This is a genomic window from Ruegeria sp. AF8 (assembly GCF_056541825.1).
Map to the genome: position 1 here is coordinate 691,656 of NZ_JBQFYW010000001.1, position 18,223 is coordinate 709,878.

Here is an 18,223-nt window from a genome sequence, read left to right on the forward strand (position 1 = left end):
GCACCGGCCATATGATAGCCGGTGCCGGCAATAATTCAGTTCAGCGCGTCCAAAATCCGCGCCCAGGAGCGAATGCCCTTGTGAAAGCTCTTCACGTCGTATTTTTCATTCGGTGAATGGATGGCGTCGTCTTCATTGGCATAGCCCACCAGCATCGAATCCAGCCCGAGAATGGAATTGAAGTACCCGACGACCGGAATCGAACCACCCATGCCGGTAAAAACCGCCTCGCGGTCCCATTCATCCGACAACGCGCCGCGCGCGGCCTCGAATTCGGGGCGCGATATGTTCATCACCGAAGCAGGCGAGCCTTCCAGGTCGTTGTCCCAGATCACTTTGGCGTCGGGCGACAGGCGGTCCTGGACATGTTTGCGGATCTTGTCACGCAGGGCGTCGGGGTCCATGTCGCCGACCAGCCGGCAGGTGATCTTGCAATGCGCCTGCGACGGGATCACGGTTTTCGAACCCGCGCCGTTGTAGCCGCCCCACAGGCCGTTGACCTCAAGCGTCGGGCGCGCCCATTGCTGTTCGAGTGTCGAATAACCCTTTTCGCCATGGGCCAGCGAATAACCAACCGAGCTCAGGTATTCTGCCTCGTCGAACCCGCAGCCTTCCCATTGCCGCAACTGATCGGCGGGCACGTCCTGGACACCTTCATAGAATCCTTCGACGGCAACACGCCCGGACTCCTCGTCATAGAAGGACGCAACGATCCGCGAGAGTTCGCGCAGCGGGTTCAGCCCGGGGCCGCCATAGTGGCCGGAATGCAGGTCGATGCGGGGACCGATGATGGTGAATTCATCCTTTAGCATCCCACGCAGCTGCGAGGCGATGGATGGCACGCCGCGCGACACCATCGACGTGTCGCAGACCAGCGCCAGATCGGCCTTCAACTCTTCGGCGTTTTCCTGAAGGAAGGGGATCAGCGATGGCGAGCCGGATTCCTCTTCACCCTCGAAGAAGAAAGTGATGCGGCAGGGCAGCTTACCGTGCACCGCCTTCCACGCGCGGCAGGCCTCGACAAAGGTCATCAGCTGGCCCTTGTCGTCCGACGCGCCGCGTCCGCGGATGACCTGCCCGTTCCCGGTCTCTTCAATGGCGGGATCGAAAGGGTCGCGCGTCCACAGGTTCAGCGGGTCCACCGGCTGAACATCATAGTGCCCGTAAAACAGCACATGCGGCGCGCTGTCATCGTCGCCTACGTGACCCACGACCATCGGATGGCCCGGTGTCGCGCGTTTCGCAGCGTCAATTCCGATTGTGTTGAGGTCGGCGACCAGCCAGTCGGCGGCCCTGTCACAATGTTCCTTGTAGGCCGGATCGGTCGAGATGGACGGAATGCGCAGCAACTCCATCAACCTGTCAATGGCAGAGGGCAGTTCGGAATCGATCCGGTTGAGTACGGCGTCTAGCGACATGGGTGGCTCCTGAATGTTCGATTTGCGCGAAGCCTAGCACCGGCGGCGGAACAGTCCAGTGCGCAGGCATGGGAAATCGTGTATGATAGGAAACCGATTGGGCATCGCTTGCACCTGCCTGCGTCGTTTCCTCGCGCTGGTGCGCCGGAACTTCACTTGTGAGAGCGGTTCTAAAAATATATTTGATGCAGATCAAAGCTGCATTGTCTTGTAAGACTTTAGGCAGTTGATCTGAAGGAACATGAAATATATTCATTCATTAACGTGAATTTGTTTGCGTTGGTGAAGGGTCCTGATGCTTGAAATGGGGAGAGCGGAAGGATGATGAAGGAGACCCCGGTGGACTATACTGCTCAGCTCGATTCCGCGATTGCCAGGCTGCATGAAGAGGGCCGTTACCGGACCTTCATCGATATCGAACGCCGCAAGGGTCAGTTCCCGCATGCGGTCTGGACCCGTCCCGACGGCAGCCAGCAGGACATCACGGTCTGGTGTGGCAACGACTATCTGGGCATGGGGCAGCATCCGGTGGTTCTGGCCGCCATGCACGAAGCCATCGACGCAACCGGGGCAGGCTCGGGCGGTACCCGTAACATTTCGGGCACCACGGTCTTTCACAAACGGCTCGAGGCCGAACTGGCCGACCTGCACGGTAAAGAGGCCGCGCTCCTGTTCACCAGTGCCTATATCGCAAACGACGCGACGCTGAGCACGCTGCCGAAACTGTTTCCCGGCCTGATCATCTATTCCGACGCGCTGAACCATGCCTCGATGATCGAAGGCGTGCGCCGTAATGGCGGCGCCAAGCGCATCTTCCGTCACAATGACGTGGCGCATCTGCGTGAACTGCTTGAGGCCGACGATCCGGCGGCCCCCAAGCTGATCGCCTTTGAGTCGGTCTATTCGATGGATGGCGACTTTGGCCCGATCGAGGAGATTTGCGATCTGGCCGATGAATTCGGCGCGCTGACCTATATCGACGAGGTGCACGCGGTGGGCATGTACGGCCCCCGTGGCGGTGGCGTGACCGAACGCGATCGGCTGGCCCATCGCATCGACATCATCAACGGCACCCTGGCCAAGGCCTATGGCGTGATGGGCGGCTATATCGCCGCCAGCGCCAAGATGTGCGACGCCGTGCGTTCGTATGCGCCAGGCTTCATCTTTACCACGTCGTTGCCTCCGGCGGTTGCGGCAGGAGCGGCGGCCTCGGTTGCCTATCTGAAAACCGCGCCCGAACTGCGCGAACAGCACCAGACCCAGGCCAAGATCCTCAAGCTGCGTCTAAAGGGCATGGGCTTGCCGCTGATCGATCACGGCAGCCATATCGTGCCGGTGATCGTGGGTGATCCGGTGCATACCAAAAAGTTGAGCGACATGCTGTTGACGAACTACGGCATCTATGTTCAGCCGATCAATTTCCCGACCGTTCCACGCGGCACCGAACGCCTGCGTTTCACTCCGTCACCGGTACATGGGCCAAACGAAATGAACCGGTTGGTGCAGGCGATGGACGAACTTTGGTCACATTGTGCGCTAAATCGCGCCGAACTTGCCGGATAACGTGAAGGCTCGGTGTGCAACTCGTTTGCAGCGTGTTAGTCTTACGGTAACAAAAGCACGAGCGAATCGTTATGGGGACGGTTGCAGCTACGTGAAAGAATCGCGGCAGGCAACATGGGGCGGCAGGAATGATTGGGCGCAGCAATCAGCGCGACTCCGGAGAAGTTGACAGCGTCAGACCCAAAGGGTTTGACGATTTCGAACTGCGGCTAGGAGACGTGATGCGCGGTGAACGCGCAACGATGGGCAAGTCTCTGCTGGATGTGCAGCGCGAGTTGCGGATCAAGGCCAACTACATCGCTGCGATTGAAAATGCCGAACCCGAAGCATTCGACACGCCCGGCTTTATCGCCGGGTATGTGCGTTCTTACGCCCGCTATCTGGGTATGAACCCCGATGAAACCTTCGCCACATTCTGCAAGGAAAGCGGGTTCGAAGTTGCCCACGGCATGTCCGCCGAAGCGTCGGTAGTCAAGAAATCCACCGGTGCCCTGCCGGCGCGCGGTCCGATGGGGCGCGATCCCTTCGTTTCGCCGAACACACCTTTCGTTCCTGGCAAGGATTCATTCCTGAACCATGTCGAACCGCGCGCTTTGGGTTCGTTGTGCGTGCTCGTGGCGATGATCGCCGGAATTGGCTATGGCGGCTGGATCGTGCTGAAGGAAGTACAGCAGGTTCAGGTGGCTCCGGTCGAGCAGGCACCGCTGGTGCTGACCGATCTCGACCCGCTGCATGAGGCCCGCGACCGGGCAGTCCGTTCGGACACGGCAGCGGAGGCCGCGCCGACAGCCGACGCGCTGGACCGCCTGTATCGGCCTCAGGCGCTGGATGTGCCGGTTCTCGTGGCGCGCGACGCACCGATTTCAACGCTTGACCCAAGAACAGTTGGAACCTTCAAGGCGCCGGAACTGCCGGAAGTTCAGATCGCCGAAGTGCAGCGGGAAGAGCCCAATCCGGCAACACCTCAGGTTCTGGAAGAAGTTGCGCCATCGCTGACGATGGTTGCCGTGCGCCCTTCGTGGGTGCGGGTAACGGCGGCAGATGGCACGACCATCTTTGAAAAGATCATGGAGTCGGGCGAGACCTACGAGGTCCCGCTGACCGAAGAGCCTCCGACATTGCGCGCCGGTGAAAGCGGTGCGATCTATTTTGCGACGAATGGCGAACATTTCGGCCCGGTGGGCGAGCGCGGGATCGTGACCAAGAATGTTCCGCTGTCGATTGATGCGGTCACCGACCGCTATCAGGTGGCCGATCTTGAACAGGATGACGACCTTGCGCGCATGGTTGCCGAGGCCCGGACACTGATCGAGGATCAACCCGTCGAAACGCCCGGCGAGTAATCCGACCATTGCAGGCGCCCGGCGTCCGGCCTATGTATCCGGCAGAACCGGAGCAGATGCGGACCTGACCTCATGTCGTTGAATCACGTGCGCCCGTGGCGCAATATCTATCGCCGCAAATCCCGTCAGATCATGGTCGGCAATGTTCCCGTCGGGGGCGACGCGCCGATCGCGGTGCAGACCATGACAAACACGCTGACCACGGATGTGGCCGCGACGGTTGCCCAGGTTCAGGCCGCCGCCGAGGCGGGGGCGGACATTGTCCGGGTATCGGTACCGGACGAGGCCTCGTCGAAGGCGCTGAAGGAGATCGTGCACGAAAGCCCGGTGCCGATCATCGCCGACATTCATTTTCACTATCGTCGGGGCATCGAAGCGGCTGAGGCGGGCGCGGCCTGTCTGCGCATCAATCCCGGCAATATCGGCGCATCGGACCGTGTGCGAGAGGTGATCAGGGCCGCACGCGATCACAATTGCTCGATCCGGATCGGTGTGAACGCGGGCAGTCTGGAAAAACACCTGCTGGAAAAATACGGCGAGCCGTGCCCGGAGGCGATGGTGGAAAGCGGGCTGGAGCATATCCGCATCCTCGAAGATAACGATTTCCACAACTTCAAGATCAGCGTCAAGGCCAGTGACGTCTTTCTGTCGGCGGCGGCCTATCAGGGCATTGCCGAGGCGACCGATGCCCCGATCCATCTGGGCATCACCGAAGCGGGCGGGCTGGTCTCGGGCACCATCAAATCGGCCATCGGGCTGGGCAATCTGCTGTGGATGGGCATCGGCGACACGATCCGCGTCAGCCTGTCCGCCGATCCGGTCGAAGAGGTCAAGGTCGGCTACGAAATTCTGAAATCTCTGGGTCTGCGCCATCGCGGGGTGAACATCATTTCCTGCCCGTCCTGTGCGCGTCAGGGCTTTGACGTGATCAAAACGGTCGAGGCGCTGGAAATGCGGCTGGAACATATCAAGACACCGATGAGCCTGTCGATCATCGGCTGTGTGGTGAACGGCCCGGGCGAGGCGCTGATGACCGATGTCGGCTTTACCGGCGGCGGGGCCGGGTCTGGCATGGTCTATCTTGCGGGCAAAGCCAGCCACAAGATGTCCAACGAGCAGATGATCGATCACATCGTGGAAGAAGTCGAAAAGAAGGCGGCTGAACTGGATGCGGCGGCTGAGGCCGCGGAATAAAAAAGGCCGTCAAAGCAGAGCGTTGACGGCCGTTCTTAACTCTCACGTCCGGATCAGCTCCGTTCGCTGCGGATGTCTTCGACAAGCATTTCCATTTGCTCGACAGGCACATAACCGCGCAACATTTCGGTCTCCAGAACAAAGGTCGGCGTGCCCGAGATTTTCAGCCGCTGCGCCAGCGCGCGGGTCTGGGCGATTTCGCGGGTGACGTCGTCGCTGTCCATATGTGCAAGGATGGCATCGGTATCCAGCCCCAGCCCGTCCGAGATGCGGCGCAGGGTGATTTCGCTCACCTCCCCACCGAATTCGATCAGCGCGTCGTGAACCTGCTTGTAGGCATCGTTCCCGGCGGTCTGCTTGGCGGCGACGGCAAAGCGCGAGGACAAAACCGACCCTTCGCCGAGGATCGGGAATTCTTTGATCACAAGCCGGATATTTCCGTCTGCTTTAAGCAACTTGGCGACCTCGGGCACGGCCTTGCGGCAATAGCCGCAGCGATAGTCCATGAATTCGACCAGGGTGATATCCCCGTCGGGATTGCCGCCCACCCAGCTGTAGCCGTCGTCAAACAGTGCCTTGGCATTGGCGGCGACCAGATCCTGATCGGCCTGCGCCGCGGCGACGGCCTGCCTTTCTTCGAGAATTTCGATCGCTTCAAGTATGACTTCCGGATTTTCCAGCAGGTATTCTCGCACCTGGGCACCAAAAAGCGCTTTCTCTTCAGCAGTCATGTCATTCAGGTCCGTTGCCTGTGCGGGACCGGAAATCAGTGTCAGGCCCACAAGGGCCGGGGCGGCAAATCGGAGCATTATTTCTTCCTTTTCCGTGCTCGTTCCGAAGCAATTAGTACATCTTGAGCGCGTTGCCAGCCCGGAGAACCTTCGGGCAATTGGCCAACGGCCCGTTTGGCGTGTATTCCTGCGTCCTGTAAACGCCCCTGCAGGGCAAATCGTTCTGCCGTGACCATCGAGGCCATGCCGTTTTTGCCCGCCTTCGCATAGGCCATTGCCAGATCGTGCATCATCCGGGCGTTACGATAGTCCCGCGCACGTGCCTTTTCCAGTGCCTCCAGTGCCGATTGGGTTTGACCGGTGCCCAAAAGGGCACGCCCGTATCCCGACAGAATCAGCGCATCGTAAGGGGCAAGCTCCACCGCTTTTCCGTATTCCTTCACGGCCGACTGCAGCTTGCGGTTTTCCAAAAGGATCTGCCCCTTGAGTTCGTGATAGAACGGATCGTCGGGGCGGGCCGCAAGGGCGCCGTCGATGGCCGCCAGCGCTTTGGGCAGGTTGCGGTTCAGGTGATGTGCGACGGCCTCGCGCATCAGACGGATATCGCGATTTTTTTCTTCGTGCGCGCGGCGCAGCGTCCAGGACGAGGATCGGGTGAAGGCCGACACCTTGCCCTTGACCCTCGCGAACCAGTAATCCGCATTCGGGTTGGGGTTGGACTTGTCGCCATAGGCGGCAAGAAAATCCTCGGCGGCGCGCAGCCGGTCGCGGCTCAGCGGGTGCGAGCGCATATAGGGGTCCTGCTGCGCAGGCAGCAACAATTCCTGACCGGCAAAGGCGCGGTGCAGATCGACCAGCCCCTTGGGCGAGATATCGGACCACTGCAGATAGCTGGCGGCAGAGCGGTCGGCAGAGGCTTCTTCGGCGCGCGTGTGACCCAGAAATCCGCGCAGGGCGGCACTTGAAGTGCCGGCTGCGATCCCGCCGGCGGCTTCGCCGGCACCGGCTGCGGCAGCAATCAGGGCCAGGGCGGTGCCAAGTGTCGCCGCGCGCTGCGCACTTTCCAGATTGGCGGTGCGGCGGGCGAGATGACCGTTGGTGATATGGGCGGCCTCATGCGCGATGACGGCCTGAAGCATTTCGGGCGTGTCGACCTTCAGAATCAGCCCATAGTTCAGAAAGATCGTGTTGTAGTCGATGACAAAGGCGTTGAAGCTGTCGTCGTCAACCAGCAGGACCCGGACGCGGTTGGTGTTCAGCCCCGCCGCCCGCAGGACCGGAAACGCCAGTTCGCGCAGGCCATGTTCTATATCCGGGTCGCGCAGCAGACCGATCGCCATGACCGGTACCGCCGTCATCAGCCAAAGAACTGAAGTCAGCATAAGGGCCGGGATTGACGCCAGCCGGGATACGCGGTCAAAAGCCATGCTCGCAACATGGGAGATGGGCATGCGAAACTCAAGCCGGTCCGGGGTCGATCCTTTTATCGTGATGGATGTGATGGAGGCGGCGCGCAAATCCGAGGAGGCCGGTCGCCACATCATCCATATGGAGGTCGGGCAGCCCGGGACCGGCGCGCCCAGGGGGGCGCTTGAAGCGCTCGAGAAATCCATGAAACACGAGGCATTGGGATACACCGTTTCGCTGGGAATACCGGCCCTGCGTCAGCGTGTTGCGCGCCTTTATGGCGAATGGTACGGCGTCGACCTGAACCCCGAGCGTGTCGTGGTCACGCCCGGATCGTCGGGCGGCTTTCTGCTGGCCTTCACGGCCCTGTTCGACACCGGCGACCGCGTCGGCATCGGCGCGCCGGGTTATCCGTCCTATCGCCAGATTCTCAAGGCGTTGGATCTGGTTCCGGTCGATATTCAGACGGCTCCGAAAAACCGGCTTCAACCGGTGCCCGCCGACCTTGAGGGTCTGGATCTGGCCGGACTGATGGTGGCCTCGCCCGCCAATCCCACCGGCACCATACTGGATCACGCGGCCATGGGCGCGCTGATCGAGGCGGCGCAGGGGCAGGGCGCGTCCTTCATCAGCGACGAAATCTATCACGGTCTGGAATACGAGGCCAAGGCGGTCACCGCGCTGGAACTGACGGATGAGTGCTATGTGATCAACTCGTTCTCGAAATATTTTTCGATGACCGGCTGGCGCGCCGGCTGGATGGTGGTGCCCGAGGATCAGGTCCGCGTTGTCGAACGCATCGCCCAGAACCTGTTCATCTGCGCCCCTCATGCAAGCCAGGTGGCGGCTTTGGCGGCGATGGAGTGCGAGGACGAATTGCAGGGCAATCTGGACGTTTATCGCGCCAATCGCGAACTGATGCTCAGGGGGCTGCCCGAGGCCGGGTTCACCAATATCGCACCGCCCGATGGCGCCTTCTATGTCTACGCGGACGTCTCGGACTTGACGGATGACAGCGGGGCTTTCGCTGCCGAGATCCTCGAAAAAGCGGGGGTTGCGGTCACGCCGGGCCTCGATTTCGATCCTGTCCGGGGTCATACCACGTTGCGGTTTTCCTATGCCCGCTCGGTCGGTGATATCGAAGAGGGGCTGGAACGGCTCAAATCCTTCATGCAGGCGCGTGGCTAAGGACAGTCCAAAAACGTTCACAAACGGGGCGGCATGATATAGGGTCCGCGCAATCGATCTCGGGGATACACTGAGGCAATGAGCAGGATCGCCATTTTCATCACGCTCATCTGGGCGTCGTTTTCCGGTGTTCAGGCGCAGGAATTCAGCGGCCTTGCCCGGGTGGTGCCGGAAGGCAGTCATGTAACCGGCCCGGACGGCAAGGGAATTTCGCTGCATCTGGCGCTGAGCCAGGGTGTGCCGTACCGGCTGTTCACACTCGATACGCCCCGTCGTCTGGTGCTGGACTTTCAGGAGGTGGACTGGGCCGGGCTGCGGGCCGAAAACTTCGTGCGGACGGATCGTGTCAGGGCCGTGACGTTCGGCACCTATGTTCCGGGCTGGTCCCGAATGGTGGTGGAACTGGCGTCGCCGATGGCCGTGGACAGGGCCGAGTTGCAGGTGGACGCGGTGAGCGGTGGTGCGCTGCTGGCGCTGACCCTGCAGCCGGTCGCTACCGAGGCATTCGCCCAATCCGCAGGTGCGCCGCGTGATCGCCGATGGGATCTGCCGGCACCGGAAAATCTGGAAACGCCCCTGCAACGCGGACCGGACGCCTCGCTGCGTGTCATGCTGGACCCTGGTCATGGTGGAATCGATCCGGGGGCCGAGACAGCGCATACCGACGAGAAAACCCTGATGCTGACCTTCGCGCGCGAACTGCGCGAATTGCTGCTGCGCACGGAGGGCTTCGAGGTTTCGATGACCCGCGATGCGGATCATTTCGTGTCGCTGGAGCAACGGATCGCACTGGCGCACCGATCCGGTGCGGATGTGTTCATCTCGCTGCATGCCGATGCCCTGGCCGAGGGGCGGGCGCATGGCGCGACGGTCTATACCCTGTCCAGCGAGGCATCGGACGTGGCCAGTGCCAAGCTGGCTGAACGGCATGACCGGGGGGATTTGCTGTCTGGTGTCGATTTGAGCGGCGCCGACGACCAGGTAACCAATGTGCTGTTGCAACTGGCCCGCCAGGAGACGCAACCGCGAACCGGGAACCTTGCGCGTTTCCTGGCGGACGGCATGGCGCAACAGGGTGGTCCGATGAACAACAGACCGCTGCGCGAGGCGTCCTTTTCGGTTCTCAAGGCCGCGGATATCCCGTCGGTCCTTGTTGAGCTTGGCTTTTTGTCGAGCCCGCGCGATTTCGAGAACATCTCGAACCCGGAATGGCGCGCGTCGATCGCAAAAGGCATCGTCACCGGGTTGGAAAACTGGCGCCGCATGGATCAGGCCAATCGGGCTTTACTCCGGCACTGAGCCCTGACAAAACTGGTGACCGTCGGGTAATGCGGCTAAAATACGCCATGTGTTTTGACCCCGCGACAGGGCGTGACTATATAGGCACCACCGCGGAATAAAGGCATCGATGTGATCCGGTTTGTATTCTCCTTCTTCGGGGCGATTTTCAGCCTCGTGACGCTAGGCATTTTCATGGCCGCCCTGACCATCGGGGGCGTGTTCTGGATGTATGGCCGCGACCTGCCCAGCCACGAGTCGCTGGCGCAGTACAAACCGCCGACGATCAGCAGGATCTATTCCGGCGAAGGGCATCTGATCGACGAATTCGCGCAGGAACGGCGTCTGTTCACCCCCTCCGAAGAGATCCCCGAACTTGTCAAACAAGCTTTCATTTCAGCCGAAGACAAGAACTTCTATACTCATCAGGGATATGACATTCGCGGCATCGTCGCCGCCGGTGTCGAGGCGGTGCGCTCCAAGGGCGAGAACGTGCGCGGGGCCTCGACCATCACGCAGCAGGTGATGAAGAACTTTCTGCTGTCCGGCGACCGGCGCGCCGAACGCAAGATCAAAGAGATCATTCTGGCCACCCGGCTTGAGGATTCGCTGAACAAGGAACAGATCCTCGAGCTGTATCTGAACGAGATATATTTGGGGCAAAACTCCTATGGCGTCACCGCCGCGGCCCAGACGTTTTTCAACAAAACCCTTCAGGAACTAGCCCCGCACGAGGCTGCCATGCTGGCGGCGATGCCCAAAGCACCCTCGGACTTTCACCCGGTGCGCCAGAAGGACCGGCTGAAGGCGCGGCGAAACTATGTTCTGCGCGAGATGCGCGAGAACGGGTATATCGATCAGGCGACCTATGAGGCCGAAGTCGAACAGCCCCTGCGTTCGGTGCAGAATGGCGACTTTGAAAGTTTCCGTACCGCATTGCCGCCGCGCGACTATTTCACCGACGAGATACGCCGCCAGCTGAGCGAGGATTTCGGCGAGGGCGAGTTTTTCACCGGCGGCTTCAGCGTGCGCGCTTCGATTGACGAGGAAATGCAGGTCGAGGCGGCGCGCGCCCTGCGCGAAGCTCTGGAGAAATATGACCGGTCGCGTGGTCGCTGGCGCGGCACCGACGTGGCCCTGACCGAAGAACAGATGGCCAGCGAGGATAGCTGGCGAGAGGCGCTGGCGCAGACCGAAGTGCCGCGCGACGTGATTCTGCCAACGCAATGGTTTCCGGCGGTTGTGCTAGGCGTCGCCTCCGAGCAGCTGACGGTAGGCGTCGAGGGCGGCCCCGCAGACGGTGTCATCCCCCGTTCTGACATCAAGTGGATGCAGGGGGATTTCGCCGCGAATTTCAAACGCGGCGATGTGATTCTGGTTCGTGAGGAAGATGACGGCCAATGGTCGGCGCGTCAGGTTCCCGAAGTTCAGGGCGGCTTTGTCGCGATGGACGTCAATTCGGGCCGGGTTCTGGCGATGCAGGGCGGGTTCAGCTATCAGGATTCCGTGTTCAACCGCGCCACTCAGGCGCTGCGGCAGCCGGGGTCGAGCTTCAAGCCCTTCGTCTATGCGGCGGCGCTTGATAGTGGCTACAGCCCTGCGACCATCGTTGTGGACGCACCCATCGAGGTGAACACGCCGCAAGGATTGTGGCGGCCCAAGAACTCGTCGAACAAGTTCTATGGACCGACGCCCTTGCGTACGGGGATCGAACGGTCGCGGAACCTGATGACCATCCGTCTCGCGCAAGAGGTCTCGATGCCCGTGGTCGCGGGCTATGCCGAAAGGTTCGGTGTCTATGATCGCATGGGGCCGTATCTGGCCAATTCGCTGGGCGCGCAGGAAACCACGCTTTACCAGATGGTGTCGGCCTATGCGATGTTTGCCAATGGTGGCGAGCGGGTGCAGCCGACTTTGGTAGACCGCATTCAGGACCGGTTCGGCAAAACGATCTATCGCCACGACAAGCGCGAATGCGTGGATTGCAATTCCGACCGGATCGCCCGCGATTCGTCGCCCCGGATCGTGACCAACCGCGAACGGGTGATGGATCCGATCACCGCCTATCAGCTGACCTCGATGATGCGCGGCGTTGTCGAACGCGGTACTGCCGCGGGGGCGGTGAACCTGCCGGTACCGACCGCAGGCAAGACCGGAACCACCAACGACGCCAAGGATGTGTGGTTCATCGGCTTCACCTCGAACATCGTTGCGGGCTGTTATATCGGCTACGACCAACCGCGCCCGATGGGCCGGTCGGCCTATGGTTCGTCAATGTGCGGGCCCGTGTTCCAGAGTTTCATGGAAACCGCCGTGGCGAAATATGGCGGCGGCCCGTTCGACGTGCCGCCCGGCGGGTATTTCATCAAGATCGACCGCTTCACCGGTGCGCGCCTGCCGGATGACGCGGCAGGCGAGTATGTGGTGGCCGAATACTTCCGCGACGGCGTCGACCCGATCTTTGGTCTGACCTATGACGGTGGTTTCGCGATGGGCTCCGATCTGCCGCTGTTCGAAGAGGTGCAACAGGCCGGGCAACAGGTGCGAACCTCGACCGGTCAGACCACCACGGTCGGACCCAAGGCGAATTTCGGCACTGTCAGTTCCGGCGGCCTTTACTGACCCGCCTTTTCCACGAGCAGGCTCAGCAGGTCGGCTTCGGCATCCTCGGTGACTGTCCCGTCCGACCGCCATACGATGGACAAGGCGCATTTGGCGGCGGCCCATTCCGACAGGCGCCGGGGCGATACGCCCATCGCTCCGGAATACAGCGCCACGCTGCGGTCGATCTGCGCGGGTTGCCTGACCAGTTCCGGCATCCCCTTGGGGTGGCGCAGCGCATTCGCCAATTCGAACCCCGGATCGCCCCAATATCCTTTGGCGTCGATCACGCGGGGTCCGGATTTCGTCAGGATCACGTTGTCGGGATGCAGATCGCCATGCAGCGGCACGCGGATGTCCTGACTGTCCAGCAACCTCTCGGCCAAGGCGGTCGCGCGCGCCAGGTCCCGCCACAGAGAGGTGGGGCAACCCGCGCCACGGGCGCAGCCCAAAAGCGGTGCGAAAACCTGTTCCAGTGGTTGTAAACCCTTCACTTCCACCTGCGGGACCCGATGCAACCGGCGTGCGGTTTCGGCCAACATCGTCAGGGCAGCGTCCTGCCGGCCCCTGCGCGCCATGTCGCCAAGCGAAGCGCCTTCCAGCCACTGCATCAGAACGGCGTTCGATGTTTCCGCGATAATCGGCACCGCGCCGCGATCCCGCCACGCCGCCAACAGCCGCGAGCCCGGTGCTTCATTTCCACGATCCGCCCGGGCATAAAGCTTCAGCGCCGCCAGTGACCCGTCACCAGTCCTGACTTTCCAGATCCGCGCCAGACCGGTATCCGCGACATGAAAAAGGATCGTCAGCCGCCATCTGTCAACGACGTCATTCAACTCTTCCCGCATTCGCGCCATGCCCGTCTTGTGGTGTCCCGAACCAATTGCTATCACGCAGGCCTGATTGAGCAAGTTGGGACCAGACCATGCGCGCCGAAATTCAAAACATCGTGGCGGACATCCAAAAGTCGCTGGAGCTTCTGGCTCAGCGGATGGATTACGAAACCGCGCCGCACCGTCTGGAAGAGTTCAACGCCCGCGTCGAGGACCCCAACCTGTGGGACAATCCCGAAAATGCGCAAAAGCTGATGCGTGACCGGCAGGTTCTGGTCGATGCCATCGAAACCTATGAGGCGATCAGGACGGACCTCAACGACAATGTCGAACTGATCGAACTGGGCGAAATGGAAGAGGATGAAGAGGTTGTCACCGACGCCGAAAACACTCTGAAGACGCTCAAGGCAAAGGCCGCGAAGAAAGAACTCGAAGCGCTGTTGAACGGCGAGGCGGACGGCAACGACACCTTCCTCGAAATCAATTCGGGTGCCGGTGGCACCGAAAGCTGCGACTGGGCGTCGATGCTGGCGCGCATGTATGTCCGTTGGGCCGAGAAAAAAGGCTATGACGTCGAGCTGCAATCGGAAACGCCGGGTGAAGAGGCCGGGATCAAATCGGTCGCCTACAAGATTTCCGGCCATAACGCTTATGGCTGGCTGAAATCGGAAAGCGGCGTGCACCGGCTGGTACGGATCTCGCCCTTTGACTCGGCCGCCAAGCGGCATACCTCGTTCAGCTCGGTCTGGGTCTATCCGGTGGTCGACGACAATATCGAGATCGAGGTGAACCCGGCCGATATCCGCGTCGATACCTACCGGTCGTCCGGGGCGGGTGGCCAGCACGTCAACACCACGGACTCGGCGGTGCGGATCACCCACATCCCGACCGGGATCGTCGTGACCAGTTCCGAAAAGTCGCAGCACCAGAACCGCGACATCGCCATGAAGGCGCTGAAGTCGCGCCTGTATCAGCAGGAGCTGGACCGCCGCAACGCCGAGATCAACGCGGCGCACGAAGCCAAGGGCGACGCGGGCTGGGGCAACCAGATCCGGTCTTACGTGTTGCAGCCCTATCAGATGGTCAAGGACCTGCGCACCAATCACGAAACATCGGACACCAAGGGCGTGCTCGATGGCGATCTCGACGGGTTCATGGCCGCGACGCTGGCGCTGAACGTATCGGGCAAAAGCCGGTCCGAGGCGCGGGCGGACGACTGACCCCGAAAGATACATTCAAACAGTGGGTTTAAAAGAAATCGGGCGGCGTCTAGGGTAAGCTCAACCATCAGATGTGAGCGCCCATGGACTTGAACCGATCCTCTGCCACCGAGCTGCTGTCCGCCATTTCCGCAGGTCGCCTGTCTGCGGCGGAACTGATGCGGGCCACACTCGATCGGATCGGCGCGGTCAACGACAAGGTCAACGCCATTGTCGCGCTGCGTGACGAGGACACATTGATGGCCGAGGCCGTGGCGCTGGATGCCGGCCCCCGTCTTGGCCCGTTGCATGGGTTGCCGATTGCCGTCAAGGATCTGGTGAATGTGGCGGGCGTGGTTTCGACGCAGGGCTCGCCGGTTTTCAGGAACCACATTCCGAAATCGGATGACCTGATCGCCGCACGGATGCGGGCGGCGGGGGCGATCCTGATCGGTAAAACCAACGTGCCCGAATTCGGTTTGGGCTCTCACACTTTCAACCCGGTCTATGGTGTGACCCGCAATCCTTATGACCCGGCGCTGTCCTGCGGTGGCTCATCCGGCGGCGCGGCGGTTGCGCTGGCCACAGGTATGGTGGCGCTGGCCGACGGTTCCGACATGATGGGCAGCCTGCGCAACCCGGCGGCGTGGAACAATGTCTATGGGTTTCGCCCAAGCTGGGGCCGGGTGCCGTCCGAGCCTCTGGGCGACACGTTTCTGCACCAGCTTTCGACATTGGGGCCAATGGCGCGCAGCCCTGAGGATATCGGGCTTCTTCTCGACGTGATCTCGGGCCCTGACCCGCGTCAGCCGCACCCCGGTGCCAGTGATCCGGTATCGCCCGTCCGTCCGGCGGAAACAGCGGGGATGCGGATCGGCTGGCTCGGCGACTGGGATGGGGCCTTTCCGATGGAAGACGGTATCCTGGCGCTGTGCGAAGGCGCATTGGAGGTCTTCCGGTCTCTGGGCTGTACGGTCCAACCCGTGCCGCCGCCTTTCGACGCCGAACAGATCTGGGAAAGCTGTATCACCTTGCGGTCATGGAGCGTAGCGGCCCGCCTCGCGCCGCTGAACGCGGACAAGGCGATGCTCAAGGACAGCGCCCGATGGGAACTGGATCGTGGTCTTGCGTTGAGCGCGATGGAGGTCCACCGCGCCAGCGTCATCCGTTCCGCCTGGTTTCGCCGTGCTGCCGCGCTGTTCGAGGAATATGACGCCCTGGTGCTGCCTGCCGCGCAGGTCTGGCCGTTCGATGTCAATCTGCCTTACCCGGCCCAAATTGCGGGCCTTGGCATGGACACGTATCACCGCTGGATGCAGGTTTTCGCTCCGGTCAGCCTTTCGGGCCTGCCTTGCCTCACCGTTCCGGCTGGGTTCGGGGCCAAGGGGCTGCCGATGGGCCTGCAGATCTTCGGCCGGCGCGGCAGCGATGCGCGACTTTTGGGATTGGGGGCGGCCTATCACGCGGAAACCGGGTGGCCGCAAGAAAGACCGGCAATGTAGAGCCGGATCCGACAGGGGAGGAATTCATGGAGAAACCATTTGGCGTTCCGCGTCTGAAGCCAGCCAATACCGCCATGCTGCGCGTGGCGCTACGCCGGGGCTGGCGCGATTTCATGCGCGCGCCGGTGTTCGGGCTGTTATTCGCGGGCTTTTACGTGCTGGCCGGCTGGGCAATGGCATGGGTCACGATCCAGACGGGGACCACGTTCTGGCTGGTGCTGGCGGCAATCGGCTTTCCGCTGATTGGCCCCTTCGCGGCGGTGGGCCTCTATGAGGTATCGCACCGTCTCGATCAGAACGAACCACTTGATTATGGGGCGATCTTTGGCGTGGTGGTTCAGCAAAGCCGCCGGCAACTGCCGTCGATCTGCGCGATCATCGTGGTTGTTTTCCTGTTCTGGTTCTTTCTTGGCCACATGGTCTTTGCGCTGTTTCTGGGCCTGTCGACGATGACGAATGTCTCTTCCTCATTCGAAGTTTTCACGACGCTGAACGGTCTGATGATGCTGACGGTCGGGACGGCGGTGGGGGCGGTGTTCGCCTTGCTGCTCTATATGATTTCGGTTTTGTCTATTCCGATGCTGCTCGACCGCGAGCTTGATTTCGTCACCGCCATGATCGCAAGCTTCTCCTATGTCAAAACCAATGCCGTCGTGATGCTTGGCTGGGCTCTGCTCGTCGCCGTAGTGACCTTTCTGGCGCTGTTGCCGTGGTTTCTGGGCCTGCTTGTCGTATTGCCCTGGCTTGGCCATGCCAGTTGGCATCTTTACCGCCAGATCGCCATCGCCGACGATGCGAAGCCCGATCAGAGTGCGGTTGGGGAAACGGCCTGATGCAACCGCGCGGTGCAGGCTTGCCTGCTCCGCGCCCGACCCAACCAGAGGAGAGGCCCCGAAGGGGCGGCGACAATGGGCGGGAGCACACGGTCAATCCGAAAATCTCCCTTTCGCCAGCGGGCCTTTTTTTGGCGGCTCCGGGAATGGCGGAACATGCCTCTGTCCGCGCTTTTGATTCGGCGACAGCCAAAGTTTCCCGTGCCTGGCAACCTGCCCGGTTCAGCGCTGGTCGGGCCGCGATCCATGCAGTTGGCGGTGGCTGGCGGGCAGTCGGGCAATCTCGACAATTCCCGAGGTCTTCACCGCGTCCCGGGCCGACTGCCATCCGGGTCCGAGATAGTCGAGTGCCAATGGTTTGGCTATGACCCTGTCGTCGTCATCGGAAATCGACTGCATCACAAACCCTTGCCAGAATGCATCCGTTGCTTGCCCCATCGGTGTCAAAAGCGCATATGAACAAGCGGTCGTGCCGCGATGAGACGCGACCAAGGCGATGCCGCTTCCCGATTTCACCACATAGCCGCGAAATTCCCGCGATCTGCGGTCTTGCCGGGCTGTGTGTTCAGGCGTGAAGCCGCGAAAGAATGTGCCGGACGTGGACCTGAACCCAAAGATGATCCCCAGCGAATATTTGTCCGTAGCTTCGCGGTGCCGTTTCGATATCCTGTAAAATCCGCCAGGGAAGTCGTCTATGTGCGGTTCAACCGCGCTGGCTGCAGAAAACCCCGTCAGAAACGGAGTGTTCTGCATCGCGCCACGAGGATCGATTTCTTCGATGGGCGCCAACAGAATTCGGGCGTCGACATCAAAAAATCGGCATATCTGATCCAGAACCTCGGGGCGGGGGAAGCTTTCACCCGAGAGATACCGGTTGAACTGCGTGCGGTTAACACCCAATTGCCGGGTTAGTTCGGTGACAGAAGAAAACCGTTTGGAAAGTTGGCGAAGATTTGCTCCAAAAACGCCGCGCAATTCGGCAGGAGACCGCTTGGCTTCAGTCATTGAGGATCCAGATGTGTTGTTCCCAAGCGACAGACACAACAACTTCGGGACAGGTCCGGCCGATCGCGGGAAACAGGTGCCGTGAAGAAGACTGTGTATACTGACACGCGCGATATTGTCTGGAAACC

General features: G+C 61.2%; 14 protein-coding genes. 9 read left to right on the top strand and 5 right to left on the bottom strand.

What is annotated here, in order from left to right; translation table 11 throughout:
• Window positions 1–35 precede the first annotated feature (35 nt).
• Complete coding sequence (locus tag ACR0AO_RS03525; RefSeq protein ID WP_480599947.1) at window positions 36–1,418, bottom strand: M20/M25/M40 family metallo-hydrolase; 1,383 nt, start codon at window positions 1,416–1,418, stop codon at window positions 36–38.
• A gap of 339 nt (window positions 1,419–1,757) precedes the next feature.
• Here ACR0AO_RS03525 and hemA point away from each other — a divergent pair, with 339 nt between their 5' ends.
• The 3 genes from hemA (at window position 1,758) to ispG (ending at window position 5,518) form a co-directional block, all read left to right on the top strand.
• On the top strand, window positions 1,758–2,981 hold the full coding sequence (gene hemA, locus ACR0AO_RS03530) for a 5-aminolevulinate synthase (protein ID WP_480600846.1): 1,224 nt from the start codon (window positions 1,758–1,760) through the stop codon (window positions 2,979–2,981).
• Between the two features lie 128 nt (window positions 2,982–3,109).
• Entirely contained in the window at window positions 3,110–4,324 is a 1,215-nt protein-coding gene (locus ACR0AO_RS03535) for a helix-turn-helix domain-containing protein (protein ID WP_480599950.1), read from the top strand.
• Window positions 4,325–4,396: 72 nt separating this feature from the next.
• Window positions 4,397–5,518 carry a flavodoxin-dependent (E)-4-hydroxy-3-methylbut-2-enyl-diphosphate synthase gene (ispG, locus tag ACR0AO_RS03540; protein ID WP_480599953.1) on the top strand — a complete coding sequence of 374 codons (1,122 nt, stop codon included), beginning with the start codon at window positions 4,397–4,399 and terminating at the stop codon, window positions 5,516–5,518.
• Between the two features lie 53 nt (window positions 5,519–5,571).
• Here the strand turns inward: ispG and ACR0AO_RS03545 are convergent, their stop codons facing one another.
• Window positions 5,572–6,330, bottom strand: coding sequence for a DsbA family protein (locus ACR0AO_RS03545; protein WP_480600849.1), 759 nt, complete (start codon window positions 6,328–6,330; stop codon window positions 5,572–5,574).
• Complete coding sequence (locus ACR0AO_RS03550; RefSeq protein ID WP_480599956.1) at window positions 6,327–7,700, bottom strand: M48 family metalloprotease; 1,374 nt, start codon at window positions 7,698–7,700, stop codon at window positions 6,327–6,329. The genes ACR0AO_RS03545 and ACR0AO_RS03550 overlap by 4 nt, the downstream gene beginning before the upstream one ends.
• On the opposite strand from ACR0AO_RS03550, the gene ACR0AO_RS03555 reads away from it, so the two are divergent.
• The 3 genes from ACR0AO_RS03555 (at window position 7,699) to ACR0AO_RS03565 (ending at window position 12,744) form a co-directional block, all read left to right on the top strand.
• Window positions 7,699–8,844, top strand: a complete 1,146-nt coding sequence (locus ACR0AO_RS03555) for a pyridoxal phosphate-dependent aminotransferase (protein ID WP_480599960.1) — start codon at window positions 7,699–7,701, stop codon at window positions 8,842–8,844. The genes ACR0AO_RS03550 and ACR0AO_RS03555 overlap by 2 nt on opposite strands.
• 78 nt (window positions 8,845–8,922) lie before the next feature.
• Window positions 8,923–10,143, top strand: coding sequence for an N-acetylmuramoyl-L-alanine amidase (locus ACR0AO_RS03560; protein WP_480599962.1), 1,221 nt, complete (start codon window positions 8,923–8,925; stop codon window positions 10,141–10,143).
• 111 nt (window positions 10,144–10,254) lie between these two features.
• Complete coding sequence (locus tag ACR0AO_RS03565; RefSeq protein ID WP_480599965.1) at window positions 10,255–12,744, top strand: penicillin-binding protein 1A; 2,490 nt, start codon at window positions 10,255–10,257, stop codon at window positions 12,742–12,744.
• On the opposite strand, the gene ACR0AO_RS03570 is transcribed toward ACR0AO_RS03565, so the two are convergent.
• The gene (locus ACR0AO_RS03570) at window positions 12,738–13,580 is read right to left on the bottom strand and encodes an aminoglycoside phosphotransferase family protein (RefSeq protein ID WP_480599967.1); all 843 of its coding nucleotides are present in this window, start codon (window positions 13,578–13,580) and stop codon (window positions 12,738–12,740) included. The two genes, ACR0AO_RS03565 and ACR0AO_RS03570, sit on opposite strands and share 7 nt — an antisense overlap.
• 68 nt (window positions 13,581–13,648) lie before the next feature.
• Here ACR0AO_RS03570 and prfB point away from each other — a divergent pair, with 68 nt between their 5' ends.
• From prfB to ACR0AO_RS03585, 3 genes are all read left to right on the top strand, one after another.
• Complete coding sequence (prfB, locus tag ACR0AO_RS03575) at window positions 13,649–14,776, top strand: peptide chain release factor 2 (protein WP_480599969.1); 1,128 nt, start codon at window positions 13,649–13,651, stop codon at window positions 14,774–14,776.
• Between the two features lie 83 nt (window positions 14,777–14,859).
• The gene (locus ACR0AO_RS03580) at window positions 14,860–16,257 is read left to right on the top strand and encodes an amidase (RefSeq protein ID WP_480599971.1); all 1,398 of its coding nucleotides are present in this window, start codon (window positions 14,860–14,862) and stop codon (window positions 16,255–16,257) included.
• 26 nt (window positions 16,258–16,283) lie between these two features.
• Complete coding sequence (locus ACR0AO_RS03585; RefSeq protein ID WP_480599973.1) at window positions 16,284–17,090, top strand: DUF2189 domain-containing protein; 807 nt, start codon at window positions 16,284–16,286, stop codon at window positions 17,088–17,090.
• A gap of 222 nt (window positions 17,091–17,312) precedes the next feature.
• Here the strand turns inward: ACR0AO_RS03585 and ACR0AO_RS03590 are convergent, their stop codons facing one another.
• Window positions 17,313–18,095, bottom strand: coding sequence for a helix-turn-helix domain-containing protein (locus ACR0AO_RS03590; RefSeq protein ID WP_480599975.1), 783 nt, complete (start codon window positions 18,093–18,095; stop codon window positions 17,313–17,315).
• Window positions 18,096–18,223: the final 128 nt, after the last annotated feature.

Coding starts and splice junctions, on each gene's coding strand:
- ACR0AO_RS03585 (WP_480599973.1), top strand. CDS start 16,284: ATGGAGAAACCATTTGGCGTTCCGCGTCTGAAGCCAGCCAATACCGCC.
- ACR0AO_RS03555 (WP_480599960.1), top strand. CDS start 7,699: ATGCGAAACTCAAGCCGGTCCGGGGTCGATCCTTTTATCGTGATGGAT.
- ACR0AO_RS03580 (WP_480599971.1), top strand. CDS start 14,860: ATGGACTTGAACCGATCCTCTGCCACCGAGCTGCTGTCCGCCATTTCC.
- ACR0AO_RS03525 (WP_480599947.1), bottom strand. CDS start 1,418: ATGTCGCTAGACGCCGTACTCAACCGGATCGATTCCGAACTGCCCTCT.
- ACR0AO_RS03570 (WP_480599967.1), bottom strand. CDS start 13,580: ATGGCGCGAATGCGGGAAGAGTTGAATGACGTCGTTGACAGATGGCGG.
- ACR0AO_RS03560 (WP_480599962.1), top strand. CDS start 8,923: ATGAGCAGGATCGCCATTTTCATCACGCTCATCTGGGCGTCGTTTTCC.
- ACR0AO_RS03590 (WP_480599975.1), bottom strand. CDS start 18,095: ATGACTGAAGCCAAGCGGTCTCCTGCCGAATTGCGCGGCGTTTTTGGA.
- ACR0AO_RS03535 (WP_480599950.1), top strand. CDS start 3,110: ATGATTGGGCGCAGCAATCAGCGCGACTCCGGAGAAGTTGACAGCGTC.
- ispG (WP_480599953.1), top strand. CDS start 4,397: ATGTCGTTGAATCACGTGCGCCCGTGGCGCAATATCTATCGCCGCAAA.
- prfB (WP_480599969.1), top strand. CDS start 13,649: ATGCGCGCCGAAATTCAAAACATCGTGGCGGACATCCAAAAGTCGCTG.
- ACR0AO_RS03550 (WP_480599956.1), bottom strand. CDS start 7,700: ATGCCCATCTCCCATGTTGCGAGCATGGCTTTTGACCGCGTATCCCGG.